Genomic DNA, 17,794 nt, shown 5'->3' on the forward strand with positions numbered 1-17,794 from the left:
AATGAGCTTTTTTATTTCTGATGCGGTAGCGGCAACAGGTGCACCGGCGCAGGGCAGCCCGATGTCTCTGATCCTGATGCTGGTGGTGTTTGGTCTGATTTTCTATTTCATGATCCTGCGCCCACAGCAGAAGCGCACCAAAGAGCACAAAAAGCTGATGGACTCCATCGCTAAAGGTGACGAAGTGCTGACCAACGGTGGCCTGGTGGGTCGTGTGAGCAAGGTTTCCGACAACGGTTATGTTGTTATCGCCCTGAACGACACCACTGAAGTGGTTATCAAACGTGACTTCGTAGCTGCCGTTCTGCCGAAAGGCACCATGAAGGCGCTGTAATCAACTTTTCCCAAAGGGAACTGCCGTGTTAAACCGTTATCCTTTGTGGAAGTACATCATGCTGGTCGTCGTGATCGTCGTCGGCCTGCTGTATGCACTCCCCAACCTGTATGGTGAGGATCCGGCTGTTCAAATCACTGGCGCGCGCGGTGTCGCCGCCAGTGAGCAAACGCTGATCCAGGTCCAGAAAACTTTACAAGAAGAAAAAATTACCGCTAAGTCTGTGGCACTGGAAGAGGGCGCAATTCTTGCTCGCTTCGACTCCACCGACACGCAGCTCCGCGCTCGTGAAGCGCTGATGGGCGTGATGGGTGATAAATTTGTCGTGGCGTTGAACCTTGCTCCTGCAACTCCGCGCTGGTTAGCCTCCATTAACGCAGAGCCGATGAAACTCGGTCTTGACCTGCGTGGCGGCGTTCACTTCCTGATGGAAGTGGATATGGATACCGCGCTCGGTAAACTGCAGGAACAAAATATTGATAGCCTGCGCAGCGATCTGCGTGAAAAAGGCATCCCTTACACCACCGTGCGTAAGGAAGATAATTACGGGCTGAGCATCGCGTTCCGCGACAGCAGCGCGCGCGATCAGGCGATGGATTACCTGACGCAGCGTCATCGCGATCTGGTGCTGTCCAGCCAGGGTAGCAACCAGCTGCGTGCGGTGATGACCGATGTGCGTCTGAAAGAAGCGCGTGAATACGCGGTTCAGCAGAACATCAACATCCTGCGTAACCGTGTAAACCAGCTTGGCGTGGCCGAACCGCTGGTTCAGCGTCAGGGCTCTGACCGTATCGTGGTTGAGCTGCCGGGTATCCAGGATACCGCGCGTGCGAAAGAGATTCTTGGCGCGACCGCAACCCTGGAATTCCGTCTGGTGAACACCAACGTCGATCAGTCCGCTGTGGCGTCTGGCCGCGTTCCGGGTGATTCGGAAGTGAAACAGACCCGTGAAGGTCAGCCGGTTGTCATGTACAAGCGTGTGATCCTGACCGGTGACCACATCACCGACTCCACCTCCAGCCAGGATGAATACAACCAGGCGCAGGTTAACATCTCGCTCGACAGCGCAGGTGGCAACATCATGTCTAACTTCACCAAGGACAACATCGGTAAACCGATGGCGACCCTGTTCGTGGAGTACAAAGACAGCGGTAAGAAAGACGCCAACGGGCGCGCTATTCTGGTGAAACAGGAAGAGGTGATTAACATCGCCAACATCCAGTCTCGGCTGGGTAACAGCTTCCGTATCACCGGTATCAGTAACCCGAACGAAGCCCGTCAGCTCTCGCTGCTGCTGCGTGCCGGTGCGCTGATCGCGCCAATTCAGATTGTTGAAGAGCGCACCATCGGTCCAACGCTGGGTATGCAGAACATCACCCAAGGTCTGGAAGCCTGTCTGGCCGGTCTTCTGATCTCCATCGTCTTCATGCTCTTCTTCTATAAGAAGTTTGGCCTGATTGCGACCTCAGCGCTGATTGCGAACCTGGTGTTGATCATCGGCATTATGTCCCTGCTGCCAGGGGCAACGCTGACCATGCCGGGGATCGCGGGTATCGTCTTAACCCTTGCGGTTGCGGTCGATGCTAACGTACTGATTAACGAACGTATCAAAGAAGAGTTGAGCAACGGGCGTTCAGTACAACAGGCGATCGATGAAGGCTACCGCGGCGCGTTCAGCTCTATTTTCGATGCGAACGTGACGACGCTAATCAAAGTCCTGATCCTGTACGCTGTCGGTACTGGTGCCATTAAAGGTTTTGCTATCACGACCGGTATCGGCGTGGCGACCTCAATGTTTACCGCTATCGTCGGCACCCGTGCCATCGTGAACCTGCTGTACGGCGGCAAGCGCGTTAAAAAGCTGTCTATCTGAGGAGTGCGTTGTGGCACAGGAATATACTGTTGAGCAATTGAACTACGGCCGTAAAGTCTGGGACTTTATGCGCTGGGATAACTGGGCGTTCGGCATTTCAGGTTTGCTGCTGATCGTCTCTATCGCCATTATGGGCGTGCGCGGTTTTAACTGGGGTCTGGATTTCACCGGTGGTACGGTGATTGAAATTACCCTGGAGAACCCGGTCGATATGGACCAGATGCGTCTGTCGCTGGAAAAGGCGGGCTTTGAAGAGCCGCTGCTGCAGAACTTCGGCAGCAGCCGTGACATCATGGTGCGTATGCCGCCGGCGAAAGATGCCAACGGCAGCCAGGAGTTGGGCAGCAAGGTCGTTAACGTGATTAACGAATCGACCAACCAGCATGCAACGGTAAAACGAATTGAATTCGTTGGCCCGAGCGTGGGTGCCGATCTGGCCCAGACCGGTGCGATGGCGCTACTGGTCGCGCTGATCTCCATCCTGGCGTACGTCGGTTTCCGCTTCGAGTGGCGTCTGGCTGCCGGGGTGGTTATCGCGCTGGCGCACGACGTGGTGATCACCATGGGCGTGCTGTCGCTGTTCCATATCGAGATTGACCTGACCATTGTGGCATCCCTGATGTCGGTTATCGGTTACTCGCTGAACGACAGCATCGTGGTATCGGACCGTATCCGTGAAAACTTCCGTAAGATCCGTCGCGGCACGCCGTACGAAATCTTTAACGTGTCGTTGACTCAGACGCTGCACCGTACCTTGATCACCTCCGGTACCACCTTGATGGTGATCCTGATGCTGTATCTCTTTGGCGGCCCGATTCTGGAAGGCTTCTCGCTGACCATGCTGATCGGTGTCTCCATCGGTACGGCCTCTTCCATCTACGTGGCGTCCGCGCTGGCGTTGAAGCTGGGCATGAAGCGTGAGCACCTGCTGCAGCAGAAAGTGGAAAAAGAAGGGGCGGATCAGCCGTCAATTCTGCCGTAACGAGACATTCGTTCTGGTAATAAAATCCCGGCCATCTGGCCGGGATTTTTTTTATCGGCGTCTGACAAACACTCCTGACAGTATGCTGTCAGGAGGCCTGTCATACACTCCTTCTGAACCCCAATAACAGGCAGGAGGATGTATGAAAAGTGTGATTAACTGGTTTGAAATTCCGGTCGCCGATATGGCGCGGGCTATCGGCTTTTATGAGCCGGTAATGCAGGTGGCGCTGAAGATTGAAAAAATGGACTGTGCCGAGCTGGCGATCTTCCCTCATGAAGACCCGGCAACCGGTGGCGCGCTGGCAAAATTTGACGGCATTACACCAGCACCGCAGGGCGCTATTATTTACCTGCATACTGACAATCTGGCGGCCACGCTGGATCGTGTGTCATCGGCCGGTGGCGAGTGCGTTTTTGGCCCGCTTGAACTGCCGCGTGGTATTGGCACTATTGCGCTGTTTACCGACAGCGAAGGCAACAGGGTCGGGCTGCACCAGCCCGCCTGATACCCATAATGAAAGCGAAGAACCGATGACCCGACGTGCTGACCGGCTGTTTCAGATAGTCCAGATCCTGCGCGGCAGGCGGCTGACCACGGCGGCGTTGCTTGCCGAGCGGTTGGGCGTGTCTGAGCGGACGGTGTATCGCGATATCCGGGATTTGTCGCTTTCAGGTGTGCCGGTAGAAGGGGAGGCGGGCAGCGGGTACCGACTGTTGTCGGGCTTCGATTTACCGCCTCTGATGCTGACAAATCGTGAATCAGAAGCGCTGATGGTGGCGATTCGTCTGCTCAAAACCTGGGGCGGCGAGTCGCTGTCGCGCGAGCTGGAGTCGGCGCAGGAGAAGGTGCTGGCGATCCTACCAGAAGAGAGTCGTCGCAAGGCCGAGCAGACGCGGATCTACGCCCCGGACATCGCCATGCAAAACCACTCCCGCAGCGGTTTTGACGTTATTCATCAGGCGATATCTGCCCAGCGGGTGCTGGCGCTGCACTATCGCGATGAAGCCGGACAGCTATCCTGGCGTGACGTGCAGCCGCTGGGGTTGTTTTTCTGGGGAGAGCACTGGTTACTGGCCGCCTGGTGTGAAAGGCGCGATGACTACCGCTGTTTCCGGCTCGATCGCTGTCTCAATATTACGCTGACCGACAGGCGGTTTAGCGAAAGCGCTGACCGGTCGCTGGCGGATTTCCTGCGCAAAGTGAAGCAATAAAAAAGCCAGCGGTTACGCTGGCTTTTGCCCGGCAAAACGACAGGATTAGAAGTTGTAACCCACAACCAGGTAACCACCCCAGCCGGTAGAACGGACGTTGAAGTCACCTTTGCCGAAGTTCAGGCTCGCGTCGTCGTTCCACTGACCACCGTTGTGCCAGTAACGTGCCACAACAGAGTAGTGCCAGTGATCGTAGTTCAGCGCCAGGATGTGGCTGGAGGCGATGGAGTTGTTAGTGCGCGCTTTCTTACCGTCCAGGTCACGGAAATCGTCGTCGCCCAGGTCTGAACCCCAGTCAAAGTTGGTGAAGCCGATATAGCTCAGGTTACCGCCCCACAGGGAGGTGATCGGCACAAAGTATTTCACTTTGAAACGGTAGCCATCCCACTCGTTTTCGTTTGCTGCGCCGTAGTTCTGCCACTGGTATTTCGCGTACACGTTCATCGACAGGCTCATTGGCAGGCCAGTATCGATGTCGGTACCCAGACCCATATACCAGGTGCTCTGACGACCGTCTTCGTTGCGGCCCATGTCGTAGATGTAGTTGTTAGCGATGTACCACTCTTTGAACGGACCGAAGCTCAGGTCAGCACCGGTCAGCTTGTCGATGGAGAAGCGCGGTTCGATCTCCATGAACAGTGGGGAGCCGTGGTTCCAGATACCCTTCGCGTCAGTGTTACCCCCGAAGAAGACTGGCGCATCCATGTAGCCATAGAAATCAAACCAGTCTTTCTTAGCGAAAGCTTCGTATTCCAGGTAGGTATCGTTACGGATCTGTGGTCCAAAGCGGGTGTGATAGCTGCCAACCACGTTGACGCTCTGGTGCCACCAGTCGGAGACATACTCTGGTTTATCGTTTTCTGCTGCCTGCACAGCAAAAGTGGAGGAGAGTGCCAGTGCTGCACCGGCTGCCAGTAATGTTTTTTTCATAATGATGCCACTGATTTGAAATCCCTAACGGGAGTGAAAAAGGCGCGAATTGCGTTTCTAAATATTTCGTGTTGCTGCGAGCCTATTATAGGAATCCCTGCTCACAAAAATATGTGTTGTTTCACATATCTCTCATATACGTAATCGATTGCGTTCACGTTTGCGTATTTTAACGGAGCGGATTGTAATGGCAAACATTCATGTTGCCAATCATTACGGCGAAAGGGAGGAGCGGAACGCGAAACACGTTCCGCAGGGGGATTATTGCGCGACGGGCTGAATATCGTGAATGCGGACAAACCCGAGCTGGTCCGGGGTGATACCGTTTAGCTGGAGCGGAATATCGACATCGCTCGGCGCCAGCACGCTGGCCGGAGCGTTAATCAGCTGGGTCTGGACATTCACCTCCTGGAAGCTATCGGTCGTACCCTGAATCTGGCCCCACTCTACGGTAGCGCTAAATGCCGGCAGCGGATCGTTCGATTCCCCCTGAATGCGCAGGGTCGCGCGGGTGCCATCGCTATTGGGCGCCACGTTGACCAGCGACATACGCAAGGTGCCAATCTGGCTGTTCAGACGAGCAGGGGTATTCGAGCCAGGCAGCAGATACACCCCGCTGGTGGATTTAACGTTCAGCGCGTTCTGTTGGGTGATTTTTACGGTTTCCTGATTGAGCTTACTCATGGTCGCATTCAGCGAGCTGACGCTCTGGTTCATCTGGCGCACTTCACTTTGCTGGGCGCAGGCGCTCAGGCTAAAGAGGCTTCCCACCAGCAGTATTCTTAGGTAACGTCTTGTCATGGTGATTATTTCCCTGAGATAACGGATTCTGCTAAGGGTAGTCAACGTCGCGGGCTCGGGTATAGATCCTTTATCCCAAAAACGCGTCTTCTTTGTTGTCAGCCCAGTTCAGGGTAAAATAGAGTTCAGTCAACCCGATAGTCAGGACATCGCATGCATTGCCCATTTTGTCTCGCCGTGGATACCAAAGTAATCGACTCCCGACTGGTGGGAGAAGGCTCTTCCGTGCGCCGCCGCCGCCAGTGCCTGGAGTGTAATGAACGTTTCACCACCTTTGAAGTGGCCGAGCTGGTGATGCCGCGCGTCGTGAAAAGTAACGACATTCGCGAACCGTTCAACGAAGAGAAGCTGCGCCGAGGGATCCTCAAAGCGCTGGAGAAACGCCCGGTCAGCGCCGACGACGTTGAAATGGCGCTCAACCATATTAAATCGCAGCTGCGTGCAACCGGTGAACGCGAAGTGGCCAGCAAAATGATTGGCAACCTGGTGATGGAGCAGCTCAAAAAGCTCGATAAAGTCGCCTATATCCGCTTTGCCTCCGTCTACCGCAGTTTTGAAGATATCAAAGAGTTTGGCGAAGAGATCGCCCGCCTACAGGATTAAGCGCATGCAGGATGAGATTTACATGGCGCGAGCGCTCAAGCTGGCGCAACGCGGACGTTTCACCACCCATCCCAACCCCAATGTCGGCTGTGTGATTGTTAACGATGGCCAGATTGTCGGCGAAGGTTTTCACTACCGTGCCGGCGAGCCGCATGCAGAAGTGCATGCCCTGCGCATGGCGGGCGAGAAAGCCCGAGGCGCAACCGCTTATGTGACGCTGGAACCTTGCAGCCATCACGGGCGTACGCCGCCGTGCTGCGACGCGCTGATCGCCGCCGGAGTATCACGCGTTGTCGCCGCCATGCAGGATCCCAACCCGCAGGTTGCCGGGCGCGGTCTTTATCGCCTGCAGCAGGCGGGCATTGAGGTCAGCCACGGGCTGATGATGAGCGAAGCAGAACGCCTGAATAAAGGCTTCCTCAAGCGGATGCGGACCGGTTTCCCCTATATTCAGCTAAAGATGGGCGCCTCGCTCGATGGCCGCACGGCGATGGCCAGCGGCGAAAGCCAGTGGATTACCTCCCCGCAGGCAAGGCGCGATGTGCAACGTCTGCGTGCGCAAAGTCATGCTATTCTCACCAGCCATGCCACCGTGCTGGCAGACGATCCTGCCCTTACCGTGCGCTGGGATGAGCTGAATGCTGACACCCAGGCGCTCTACCCGCAGGAGAACGTCCGTCAGCCGCTGCGTATTGTGGTGGATCGTCAGAATAGCGTAACGCCCGCGCATCGGATCGTGCAGCAGCCGGGCGAGACCTGGTTTGCCCGCACTCAGGAAGACGATCGCAGCTGGCCGGAAGGGGTACGCAGCATTATGGTGCCGGAGCACAACGGTCACCTGGATTTAGTGGTGCTGATGATGCTGCTGGGCAAACAGCAGGTTAACAGTATCTGGGTCGAAGCGGGCCCGACGCTGGCTGGCGCATTGATACAGGCTGGATTGGTGGATGAACTGATTGTCTATCTGGCGCCTAAACTGTTAGGCAGCGACGCACGCGGCTTGTGCAGCCTGCCAGGGCTTGAAAAACTGGCTGATGCCCCGGCATTTAACTTTAGCGAGGTCCGGTCGGTTGGGCCGGATCTGTGCCTGCATTTGACTAACGCGTAACGGCTTTTGAATTTCGGAAGCAGTGCGCAAAGTATTATGATAAAATCCGCCCCCCTGCGGGGCCAAATGAACCCGTAAAGGAAGAGTATGAACATTATTGAAGCTGCTGTTGCTACCCCAGACGCTCGCGTCGCCATCACCATTGCGCGTTTCAACAACTTCATCAACGACAGCCTGCTGGATGGTGCGATTGACGCCCTGAAACGTATCGGCCAGGTGAAAGACGAAAACATTACCGTTGTCTGGGTTCCAGGTGCTTACGAACTGCCACTGGCAGCGGGCGCACTGGCGAAAACTGGCAAATACGATGCGGTAATCGCGCTGGGTACCGTTATTCGTGGCGGCACGGCACACTTTGAATATGTTGCAGGTGGTGCAAGCAACGGTCTGTTGCACGTCGCGCAGGAAGCTGAAATTCCTGTCGCTTTTGGCGTACTCACCACTGAAAGTATTGAACAAGCTATCGAACGCGCTGGCACTAAAGCCGGTAACAAAGGTGCAGAAGCTGCACTGACCGCGCTTGAAATGATCAATGTATTGAAAGCCATCAAGGCCTGATTTTTTTGTAAGGGGAATTCCGTGAAACCTGCTGCTCGTCGCCGCGCCCGTGAATGTGCCGTTCAGGCACTTTACTCCTGGCAGTTGTCCCAGAACGACATCTCTGATGTTGAATACCAGTTCCTGGCGGAACAAGACGTCAAAGACGTTGACGTCGTGTACTTCCGTGAACTGCTGTCGGGAGTGGCGACTAATAGCGCGTATCTCGACGGTCTGATGAAGCCGTACCTGTCCCGCCTGCTCGAAGAGCTGGGTCAGGTTGAAAAAGCGGTGCTGCGCATTGCGCTGTTTGAGCTGGCTAAACGTGACGATGTGCCGTACAAAGTGGCCATCAACGAAGCTATCGAACTGGCGAAAACCTTCGGTGCGGAAGACAGCCACAAATTTGTTAACGGCGTACTGGATAAAGCTGCACCTGCAATCCGTCCCCGCAAAAAGTGATCCCTAAGCCGGAGTGCTGCATTACCCCATGGGGTGGTGCGGGCTCCGGTTTTTTTTATTTTCTTTGCTGAGGCATAACGTATGGCATGCGGCGAATTTTCCCTGATTGCCCGTTATTTTGACCGCGTCAGAAGCGCGCGTCTCGATGTGGAAACCGGCATCGGCGATGACTGTGCTCTGCTGAATGTCCCCGAAAAACAGACCCTGGCCATCAGCACCGACACCCTGGTGTGCGGTCGTCATTTCCTGGCGGATATCGATCCTGCCGATCTGGCGTATAAAGCGCTGGCGGTGAACGTCAGCGATTTGGCCGCGATGGGTGCCGATCCGGCGTGGTTAACGCTGGCATTGACCCTGCCGGAAGTGGACGAAAGCTGGCTGGCTGCCTTCAGCGACGCGTTGTTTGAACAGCTCAACTACTACGATATGCAGCTGATCGGAGGCGATACCACCGCCGGGCCGCTGTCAATGACGCTGGCGATCCACGGCTATGTGCCGGTGGGCCGCGCCCTGAAACGCTCAGGTGCCAAACCGGGGGACTGGATCTACGTGACCGGTACACCGGGCGATAGCGCGGCAGGGCTGGCGCTGTTGCAGGAGAAACTGGTGGTGGATGATGCGGATGACGCCGCTTATCTGCGAAAACGCCATCTGCGTCCGACGCCGCGTATTCTGCATGGCCAGGCGCTGCGCGAACGTGCCAGTGCGGCTATCGATCTCTCGGATGGCCTGATTTCCGATCTCGGCCATATTCTGAAGGCCAGCGGCGTGGGCGCCCGGGTTGATCTGGATACGTTCCCACTGTCTGAAGCATTACTCCGACACGTTGAGCCCGAACAGGCTCTGCGCTGGGCGCTGTCCGGCGGCGAAGATTATGAGCTGTGCTTTACTGTGCCCGAGCTTAATCGCGGTACGCTGGATGTGGCATTAGCGCACTTAGGCGCGCGTTTCACCTGCATCGGGCAGATCCTGCCCGAAAGCGAAGGTATGCAGTTTGTGCAAAACGGCTTGCCGGTAAAACTCGACTGGAAAGGGTACGATCACTTCGCGTAATGTTGTGCTGGTTTATCGCCCGGTGGCGCTGTGCTTACCGGGCCTACGGCTTATTATTTAAAACCCACGACAGGGTGCTGCCGGTACGGCGTTTCCAGCTCGGCAATCTGCTCTGGGGTGAGGGTTAAATCTACCGCGTTCATCAACTCGTCCAGCTGCTCTTCGCGCGAGGCGCCAATAATCGGGGCGGCAACACCGCGTTTGCTCAGCACCCATGCCAGCGCCACCTGCGCGCGCGTGACGTCCAGTTCGTCGGCGATGGCCGTTAAGCGCTCGGCAATTTGCGCATTGTTCGCTTCGGTTTCGTCATACAGCGTTTTGCCAAACTCATCGGATACCGAACGGGCGGTGGTTTCACCCCATGGGCGGGTTAAACGCCCGCGCGCCAGCGGACTCCAGGGGATCACCGCCACGCCGTGCTGATAGCAGAGGGGCAACATCTCGCGCTCTTCTTCCCGATAGATAAGGTTGTAGTGATCCTGCATGGTGACAAACGGCGCCCAGTCGTTCTGGGCCTGTAGCGCCAGCGCCTCGGCAAACTGGGCTGCATGCATCGATGAGGCACCGATATAGCGCGCTTTCCCCGCTTTGACCACCTCATTCAGCGCGTCCAGGGTCTCTTCGATCGGGGTGTTGTAGTCCCAACGGTGGATCTGCAGCAGATCGACATAATCCATATTCAGGCGTTGCAGGCTATCGTCGATAGAGCGCAGGATCTGCGCCCGGGAGAGGCCTTCCGGCAGGTCGCCCACCTGGTGATAGACCTTGGTGGCGACCACGACGTCTTCCCGGCGGGCGAAATCGCGCAGCGCGCGGCCAACGATCTCCTCGCTGCTGCCGTCGGAATAGCTGTTGGCGGTATCAAAGAAGTTAATTCCGCCATCGAGGGCGTGCTTGATGATCAGGCGACTGCTCTCTTCAGGCAAGGTCCAGGCGTGCTTACCCCGATCCGGTTCGCCAAAGGTCATACAACCCAGACATAAACGGGAAACCTTAAGATCTGTTTTTCCTAATGTATTGTATTGCATGGTTCCACTCCTGCTGATTGCTTAAAACAGTACCTTAAGCATAGCAGGAGCAGAAAGGGGAGGGATTACATCAGCCAGGCGGCGATACGCGCTTCGATGCCGGCGGCATCAAGTCCGATTTCGGCGCGGGCTTCATCCTGCGTGCCCTGCGGAATAAAGCGATCCGGCAGGCCGAGATTGAGCACCGGTACAGGCTTGCGGTTGGCCATCAATACTTCGTTCACGCCGCTGCCAGCACCGCCCATGATGGCATTCTCTTCGAGAGTGATCAGGGCATCGTGTCGCGCCGCCATCTCCAGAATCAACGTCTCATCCAGCGGTTTGACAAAGCGCATATCCACCAGCGTGGCGTTGAGGGATTCCGCGACTTGTGCCGCTTCCGGCATCAGCGTCCCGAAGTTCAGGATCGCCAGCTTTTCGCCTTCACGTTTAATAACCGCTTTGCCAATCGGCAGTTGTTGCAGCGGTTCCAGCGTCACGCCGACTGCATTCCCGCGCGGATAGCGCACCGCTGTCGGGCCGTCCTGATAGTGATAGCCGGTGAACAGCATCTGACGGCATTCGTTCTCGTCGCTCGGCGTCATCACCACCATATCCGGGATACAGCGCAAGTAGGAGAGATCAAACGCCCCCTGATGGGTCTGGCCGTCGGCCCCGACAATACCTGCCCGGTCAATGGCAAACAGCACCGGTAATTTCTGGATGGCGACGTCGTGGATCACCTGATCGTAAGCGCGCTGCAGGAAGGTGGAGTAGATCGCCACCACCGGCTTATAGCCGCCAATCGCCAGACCTGCGGCGAAGGTCACCGCATGCTGCTCGGCAATCGCCACGTCAAAATATTGCGTCGGGTATTTTTTGGAAAACTCGACCATCCCGGAGCCTTCGCGCATCGCCGGGGTCACGGCCATCAGCTTGCTGTCTTTGGCGGCGGTTTCACACAGCCAGTCGCCGAATATCTTCGAATAGCTCGGCATGCCGCCGCTGCTTTTTGGCAGACAGCCGCTGGTCGGATCGAATTTTGGTACCGCGTGGAAGGTGATTGGATCTTTTTCTGCCGGTTCGTAGCCCCGGCCTTTTTTGGTCATGATGTGCAGGAACTGCGGGCCTTTCAGGTCGCGCATGTTTTTCAGCGTGGTGACCAGCCCCAGAACGTCGTGACCGTCTACCGGGCCGATGTAGTTAAAGCCCAGCTCTTCGAACAGCGTACCGGGTACGACCATCCCTTTGATGTGCTCTTCGGTGCGCTTAAGCAGCTCTTTGATCGGCGGAACGCCGGAAAAGACCTTTTTGCCGCCTTCGCGCAGGGTGGAATAGAGCTTGCCGGACAGTAGCTGCGCCAGGTGGTTATTCAGCGCACCGACGTTTTCGGAAATCGACATCTCGTTGTCATTGAGGACCACCAGCATGTCCGGTTTGATATCCCCGGCGTGGTTCATCGCTTCAAACGCCATTCCGGCGGTGATGGCACCATCGCCAATCACGCTGACGGTGCGGCGCTGTTTGCCCTCTTTCGCGGCCGCCACGGCAATCCCGATCCCGGCAGAAATAGAGGTAGAGGAGTGACCGACGCTCAGCACGTCGTACTCGCTCTCGCCGCGCCATGGGAACGGGTGCAGGCCGCCTTTCTGGCGAATAGTGCCAATTTTATCCCGACGACCGGTGAGAATTTTGTGCGGATATGCCTGATGGCCCACGTCCCAGATCAGCTGATCGAACGGGGTATTGTAGACATAGTGCAGCGCCACGGTGAGCTCCACCGTGCCAAGCCCGGAGGCGAAATGGCCACTGGAACGGCTTACGCTGTCGAGCAGATAGCGACGCAGTTCGTCGCACAGCTTCGGCAGACTCTCTTTCGGCAACAGACGTAACTCCTGGGTGGAGTCAACCAACGCCAGCGTCGGGTATTTGGCAATATCAAAACTCATCAAAGGCTCATCGAGATTGTATGTTTATTTATCACGCTGGATTATATAGTCCGCTAGCGCTTCCAGTGCCGAGGTGTCCAGTGACTGCGCGGCCAGTAGGTCTAGCGACTGGCGGGCATCATTAATCAGGTCCCGGGCTTTTTGTTGGGCTTGCTCAAGGCCCAGTAGGGCGGGATAGGTACTTTTACCAAGCTGCTGATCGGCACCCTGACGTTTCCCCAATGTTGCAGTATCGCCCACGACATCCAGAATGTCATCCTGAACCTGGAATGCTAAACCGATACTCTGTGCGTAGCGATCCAGAATCGGCAGGGCCTGACGCCCGCGCTCGCCCGCGCTCAGCGCACCTAACCGCACAGCCGCCTGAATCAGCGCGCCGGTTTTATGGCGATGAATGCGCTCAAGCTGTTCCAGATTAACCTGACGGCCTTCGGCCTCCAGATCCAGCGCCTGACCACCACACATGCCAGCCACGCCGCTGGCGTTAGCCAGCTCTGACACCATCGCCAGACGATCCCGGTCCGCTACCTCAACCATTGGGGCATCGCTCAGAATCGAAAAGGCCAGCGTCTGTAGCGCGTCGCCTGCCAGGATCGCGTTCGCTTCACCAAATTTGATGTGGCAGGTCGGCTGGCCGCGGCGCAGATCGTCATCGTCCATCGCTGGTAAATCATCGTGGATCAGCGAGTAGGCGTGAATACATTCAACCGCTGCTGCCGGGGCATCCAGCGTGTCATCGCTGATACCGAACATTCTGCCGGTGGCATACACTAAAAACGGGCGCAGGCGTTTGCCGCCTAACAGTGCGCCATAGTGCATGGCCTCAACCAGTGGAGTGTTCTGAAAAGGCTGCGGGTCGATAAACCGGCGCAACGCATCGTTAGCACGCTCAACGCACGCCTGAAGCTGGTTCGGGAAATCCATTTACTCGGCGTCCGGCGTGAAGGGGGTCGGGGTAGCATCTTCGTTATCGGAGAGCAGGATCTGCACGCGCTGTTCTGCCTGCTGCAGCTTAACCTGGCCCTGACGTGCAAGCTGCACGCCGCGTTCGAACTCATTAAGCGCCTCTTCTAACGGCAGGTCGCCGCTTTCCAGACGGGTAACGATTTGCTCCAGTTCACTCAGCGCAGTTTCGAAACTGGCAGGTGCATCGTTTTTCTTCGGCATAGTGAATTTTTGACTCTCAGTTTTTTATCCCTGACATGGTATCGGACTCAGGGTAATTATCAAATAACGCGCAATATGCACAGGCGCTTCGCGATGGTGGTATACTTGCGGGCCTGGATGCAGCCTGGTGGATATGCAGGCTGCTGTACTCTCTTCCATCACAAGCCTTTACCGGCTTGCCAACGAAATATTGCCGCCATGAAGTTTATCATTAAATTGTTCCCGGAAATCACTATCAAAAGCCAATCTGTGCGTTTGCGCTTTATTAAAATATTGACCGGTAACATTCGTAACGTCTTAAAAGAATATGAAGAAACCCTCGCGATTGTTCGCCATTGGGATCACATTGAAGTTCGCGCCAAAGATGAAAGCCAGCGTCTCGACATCCGCGACGCGCTGACGCGCATTCCAGGGATCCACCACATTCTGGATGTCGAAGATGTGCCGTTCACCTCGCTTCACGATATTTTCGAAAAAGTGCTGGTGCAGTTTCGCCCTGAAGTTGAAGGTAAATCTTTCTGCGTACGTGTTAAACGTCGTGGAAAGCATGAGTTCACCTCAATCGAAGCCGAACGCTATATTGGCGGCGGTTTGAATCAGCATATTGAGTCTGCACGCGTGAAGCTGACGCGTCCGGACGTGACGGTGAATCTCGAAATCGAAAACGATCGTCTGCTGCTGGTTAATGGCCGCTATGAGGGCATTGGCGGGTATCCGATCGGGACGCAGGAAGACGTGCTGTCACTGATCTCCGGCGGTTTCGACTCCGGCGTCTCCAGCTATATGCTGATGCGTCGCGGCTGTCGCGTGCATTACTGCTTCTTTAACCTGGGCGGTGCCGCGCATGAAATCGGCGTTCGTCAGGTGGCACATTACCTGTGGAAACGTTTTGGCAGCTCCCACCGCGTGCGTTTTGTCGCCGTTAACTTCGAACCCGTGGTCGGCGAAATCCTCGAAAAAGTGGAAGACGGCCAGATGGGCGTGGTGCTCAAGCGCATGATGGTGCGTGCCGCCTCCCAGGTGGCTGAGCGCTACGGCGTGCAGGCGCTGGTAACCGGCGAAGCGCTGGGCCAGGTTTCCAGCCAGACGCTGACCAACCTGCGCCTTATCGACAACGTGTCTGATACCTTGATCCTACGTCCTCTGATCTCTCACGATAAAGAGCACATCATCGATCTTGCGCGTGAGATCGGCACCGCCGATTTTGCCCGTACCATGCCGGAATACTGCGGTGTGATTTCGAAAAGCCCAACCGTCAAAGCGGTGAAGGGGAAGATTGAAGCCGAAGAACTGAATTTCGATTTCGGTATCCTGGATAAAGTGGTCGCTGAGGCGTCCAATATCGATATCCGTGAAATCGCCCAGCAGACCGCGCAGGACGTGGTGGAAGTTGAAACCGTAACCGGTTTTGGCCCGGACGATGTGCTGCTGGATATTCGCTCCAGTGATGAGCAGGACGCAAATCCATTTACGCCGGAAGGCGTTGAAGTGACTTCGCTGCCGTTCTATAAGCTGAGCACGAAGTTTGGCGATCTGGATAAGAGCAAAACGTATCTGCTGTGGTGCGAGCGCGGCGTGATGAGCCGCCTGCAGGCGCTCTATCTGCGCGAGCAGGGCTTTACCAATGTGAAGGTGTATCGCCCGTAGCCGTGATGCCCGGCAAGCGCAGTGCCGCCGGGCAATTTCTATGCTTCGTAGTAGTTATAAATCCCTGCCGCCATTACCAGCGATGACGCCACGTCGTAGGCTTTTTCGCGCCCTACCAGCAGTTCAATCATCTTCAACGCAAAATCAATCGAGGTGCCTGGCCCCTGGCTGGTAAGCAGATTGACGCGCGGATCCCAGACCACACGCTTATCCACCCACTGCGCTTCTGGAATACGATCCTTCAGGGTCGGAAAACCGGTCATATTACCCATAGGGAAGATATTATGCGGGACCAGTACGGTGGCAGCAGCGGCGCAAATGGCGGCAACAATTCGTCCGGAAAGATGAAACTGTCGAACGGTCTCGACCAGCAGTGGGTTGTCGCGAAAGCACTCCGCACCCTGCAGGCCGCCGGGCAGGACGATGACATCGTAATCGCCGTCGGCGACCTCCACCAGCGGCGCATCGGCTACAATTTTCACGCCTCGCGAACAGGTGATAATCAGATTGCCATCGCTGGCGACGCTCGCGGTAGTGACGCTAATCCCGGCGCGAACCAGCAGATCGATTGTAGTGACCGCTTCGGTTTCTTCGCTACCAGGGGCGAGACATACCAGGGCTGATGCGCTCATATTCACTCTCCTTACGTTTAACCTGCTCATACAGATAGACATTTTCAGGCACACTGATGCCGTGTGCACGGGCGCGTTTTAGCAGGTATCCGGTGATGTAGTCGATTTCGGTGTGGCGTAACCCGCGCACGTCCTGCAGCATCGACGAGATATTCTGCGCCGTGCTTTCAATGACCTCTTCGACGTAATAGCGAATATCGTCCACCGAGGTGTGGATCCCTTCGCGCTCAACGACGGCAGCCACTTCAGCGCACAGCGTGGCCAGCTTCTGTGGATGATTCTTCAGCTCACCATTCGGACAGTCCAGCAGGGCCGTCAGCGGGTTAATCACGCAGTTCACCGCCAGCTTGCGCCACATTTGCGGGCGAATATTGTCATGCCAGGCCACATCCGGCAGCACCTGCTGAAACAGATCGGCAAGTCCACTGTAGTCACCCTCCTGCGCTCTCGCCGGACCAATGTGAGTCATGCCGCTGGCGACATGGACGATCACGTTGCCATCCCGACGCGCGGCATGGGTGGTGATCGCCATCAGCAGCGGCTGGTGGATGCTTTTTAACTCTTCAATGGTGCCCATACCGTTGTGCAGCAGCATAATCGGCGAGGTGCGGGGAAGGGTGGAGGCCAGCGCTCTGACAGCATCGGAAACCTGCCAGGCTTTCAGTGTCACCAGCAGCAAATCGCTCTGTGCCAGGAAGTCAGGATCGTTTGCAATAAGAGATTCGTTAAAGATACTCCCATCTTCATCAATCAGGTTTACACTGCAATAGGGCTGTGGCACGCGCAGCCAGCCCTGTACTTCATGTCCATGTTTGCACAGTGCGGTCAGCCAAAGTTGTCCAAGCGCTCCGCATCCAAGCACGGTAATTTTCATTGTTCCTCCTCACCTGCAACCACACCAGGTGTTACAGCATTAAGTATAGCGTCGACAGCTAAGCTTCTGTTGAGTTATGCCTCGTTGCGGGTATTATGCAACGCAACAAAAGTAAAGGGAGAAGAAAAGATGCCATCTTTCGATATTGTTTCCGAAGTTGATATCCAGGAAGTACGTAACGGCGTGGATAACGCAAGCCGTGAAGTTGAGACACGTTTCGATTTTCGTGGCGTTGAGGCCAGTTTTGAGCTGAACGACGCGAATAAGACCATTAAGGTGCTCAGCGAATCTGATTTTCAGGTGACGCAGTTGCTGGACATTCTGCGTGCAAAGCTGTTAAAGCGCGGCATTGAAGGGACGTCCCTTGATGTGCCAGAAGAGTTCGTACACAGCGGCAAAACCTGGTTTGTTGAAGCCAAACTGAAGCAGGGCATTGAGAGCGCGATGCAGAAGAAAATCGTCAAGCTCATCAAAGACAGCAAGCTGAAAGTGCAGGCGCAGATTCAGGGTGAAGAAATTCGCGTAACCGGTAAATCCCGTGACGACCTGCAGGGCGTGATGGCGTTGGTGCGCGGCAGCGATCTTGGCCAGCCGTTCCAGTTCAAAAACTTCCGCGATTAA

At 56.0% G+C, this 17,794-nt stretch carries 20 protein-coding genes; 12 read left to right on the plus strand and 8 right to left on the minus strand.

Translation table 11 applies throughout. From position 1 onward, the window contains the following. The first annotated feature begins 1 nt into the window (after position 1). From yajC to M8014_RS01950, 5 genes are all read left to right on the plus strand, one after another. Positions 2-334 (plus strand): preprotein translocase subunit YajC, encoded by a 333-nt coding sequence (gene yajC, locus M8014_RS01930; RefSeq protein WP_271267683.1) that lies wholly within the window; start codon positions 2-4, stop codon positions 332-334. A gap of 25 nt (positions 335-359) precedes the next feature. Then, complete coding sequence (secD, locus tag M8014_RS01935; protein WP_271280881.1) at positions 360-2,207, plus strand: protein translocase subunit SecD; 1,848 nt, start codon at positions 360-362, stop codon at positions 2,205-2,207. A gap of 10 nt (positions 2,208-2,217) precedes the next feature. Beyond that, positions 2,218-3,189 carry a protein translocase subunit SecF gene (gene secF / locus M8014_RS01940; RefSeq protein WP_271280882.1) on the plus strand — a complete coding sequence of 324 codons (972 nt, stop codon included), beginning with the start codon at positions 2,218-2,220 and terminating at the stop codon, positions 3,187-3,189. Between the two features lie 142 nt (positions 3,190-3,331). After that, positions 3,332-3,697: a VOC family protein gene (locus M8014_RS01945; protein WP_271280883.1), complete on the plus strand. Its 366-nt coding sequence runs from the start codon at positions 3,332-3,334 to the stop codon at positions 3,695-3,697. Positions 3,698-3,722: 25 nt separating this feature from the next. Continuing rightward, a complete protein-coding gene (locus tag M8014_RS01950; RefSeq protein ID WP_271280884.1) occupies positions 3,723-4,403 on the plus strand; it encodes a helix-turn-helix transcriptional regulator in 681 nt (226 codons plus the stop codon). A 45-nt stretch (positions 4,404-4,448) separates the two neighbouring features. On the opposite strand, the gene M8014_RS01955 is transcribed toward M8014_RS01950, so the two are convergent. Together M8014_RS01955 and M8014_RS01960 are read right to left on the minus strand one after the other, a co-directional pair. After that, the gene (locus M8014_RS01955) at positions 4,449-5,333 is read right to left on the minus strand and encodes a nucleoside-specific channel-forming protein Tsx (RefSeq protein ID WP_271280885.1); all 885 of its coding nucleotides are present in this window, start codon (positions 5,331-5,333) and stop codon (positions 4,449-4,451) included. Positions 5,334-5,594: 261 nt separating this feature from the next. Continuing rightward, positions 5,595-6,134, minus strand: a complete 540-nt coding sequence (locus M8014_RS01960) for a SadB/YajI family lipoprotein (RefSeq protein WP_271280886.1) — start codon at positions 6,132-6,134, stop codon at positions 5,595-5,597. 153 nt (positions 6,135-6,287) lie between these two features. On the opposite strand from M8014_RS01960, the gene nrdR reads away from it, so the two are divergent. The 5 genes from nrdR (at position 6,288) to thiL (ending at position 9,897) form a co-directional block, all read left to right on the plus strand. After that, the gene (gene nrdR / locus M8014_RS01965) at positions 6,288-6,737 is read left to right on the plus strand and encodes a transcriptional regulator NrdR (RefSeq protein ID WP_271280887.1); all 450 of its coding nucleotides are present in this window, start codon (positions 6,288-6,290) and stop codon (positions 6,735-6,737) included. Positions 6,738-6,741: 4 nt separating this feature from the next. Continuing rightward, positions 6,742-7,845, plus strand: a complete 1,104-nt coding sequence (gene ribD / locus M8014_RS01970; protein WP_271280888.1) for a bifunctional diaminohydroxyphosphoribosylaminopyrimidine deaminase/5-amino-6-(5-phosphoribosylamino)uracil reductase RibD — start codon at positions 6,742-6,744, stop codon at positions 7,843-7,845. An 87-nt stretch (positions 7,846-7,932) separates the two neighbouring features. Then, positions 7,933-8,403, plus strand: coding sequence for a 6,7-dimethyl-8-ribityllumazine synthase (gene ribH, locus M8014_RS01975; RefSeq protein ID WP_271280889.1), 471 nt, complete (start codon positions 7,933-7,935; stop codon positions 8,401-8,403). A gap of 21 nt (positions 8,404-8,424) precedes the next feature. Then, positions 8,425-8,844, plus strand: a complete 420-nt coding sequence (gene nusB / locus M8014_RS01980; protein WP_271280890.1) for a transcription antitermination factor NusB — start codon at positions 8,425-8,427, stop codon at positions 8,842-8,844. 81 nt (positions 8,845-8,925) lie between these two features. Then, positions 8,926-9,897, plus strand: a complete 972-nt coding sequence (gene thiL / locus M8014_RS01985) for a thiamine-phosphate kinase (protein WP_271280891.1) — start codon at positions 8,926-8,928, stop codon at positions 9,895-9,897. Between the two features lie 53 nt (positions 9,898-9,950). Here thiL and M8014_RS01990 read toward each other — a convergent pair whose 3' ends face one another. The 4 genes from M8014_RS01990 to xseB all read right to left on the minus strand — a co-directional run bounded on the left by M8014_RS01990 (position 9,951) and on the right by xseB (position 14,020). Beyond that, positions 9,951-10,925, minus strand: coding sequence for an aldo/keto reductase (locus tag M8014_RS01990; protein WP_271280892.1), 975 nt, complete (start codon positions 10,923-10,925; stop codon positions 9,951-9,953). Positions 10,926-10,990: 65 nt separating this feature from the next. Then, positions 10,991-12,853: a 1-deoxy-D-xylulose-5-phosphate synthase gene (gene dxs / locus M8014_RS01995; RefSeq protein WP_271280893.1), complete on the minus strand. Its 1,863-nt coding sequence runs from the start codon at positions 12,851-12,853 to the stop codon at positions 10,991-10,993. Between the two features lie 24 nt (positions 12,854-12,877). Then, positions 12,878-13,777: a (2E,6E)-farnesyl diphosphate synthase gene (gene ispA, locus M8014_RS02000; RefSeq protein ID WP_271280894.1), complete on the minus strand. Its 900-nt coding sequence runs from the start codon at positions 13,775-13,777 to the stop codon at positions 12,878-12,880. Beyond that, positions 13,778-14,020, minus strand: a complete 243-nt coding sequence (gene xseB / locus M8014_RS02005) for an exodeoxyribonuclease VII small subunit (RefSeq protein WP_271280895.1) — start codon at positions 14,018-14,020, stop codon at positions 13,778-13,780. 198 nt (positions 14,021-14,218) lie between these two features. On the opposite strand from xseB, the gene thiI reads away from it, so the two are divergent. Continuing rightward, positions 14,219-15,667 (plus strand): tRNA uracil 4-sulfurtransferase ThiI, encoded by a 1,449-nt coding sequence (gene thiI, locus M8014_RS02010; RefSeq protein WP_271280896.1) that lies wholly within the window; start codon positions 14,219-14,221, stop codon positions 15,665-15,667. A 38-nt stretch (positions 15,668-15,705) separates the two neighbouring features. Here the strand turns inward: thiI and yajL are convergent, their stop codons facing one another. Together yajL and panE are read right to left on the minus strand one after the other, a co-directional pair. Then, complete coding sequence (gene yajL, locus M8014_RS02015) at positions 15,706-16,299, minus strand: protein deglycase YajL (RefSeq protein WP_271280897.1); 594 nt, start codon at positions 16,297-16,299, stop codon at positions 15,706-15,708. Continuing rightward, positions 16,262-17,173 carry a 2-dehydropantoate 2-reductase gene (panE, locus tag M8014_RS02020; protein WP_271280898.1) on the minus strand — a complete coding sequence of 304 codons (912 nt, stop codon included), beginning with the start codon at positions 17,171-17,173 and terminating at the stop codon, positions 16,262-16,264. Before panE ends, yajL begins: the two co-directional genes overlap by 38 nt. A gap of 129 nt (positions 17,174-17,302) precedes the next feature. Between panE and M8014_RS02025 the strand changes: the two genes are divergently transcribed. Continuing rightward, on the plus strand, positions 17,303-17,794 hold the full coding sequence (locus M8014_RS02025) for a YajQ family cyclic di-GMP-binding protein (protein WP_271280899.1): 492 nt from the start codon (positions 17,303-17,305) through the stop codon (positions 17,792-17,794).

Source organism: Silvania hatchlandensis, from assembly GCF_025564065.1.
In the GTDB taxonomy this organism is placed as follows: domain Bacteria; phylum Pseudomonadota; class Gammaproteobacteria; order Enterobacterales; family Enterobacteriaceae; genus Enterobacter; species Enterobacter hatchlandensis.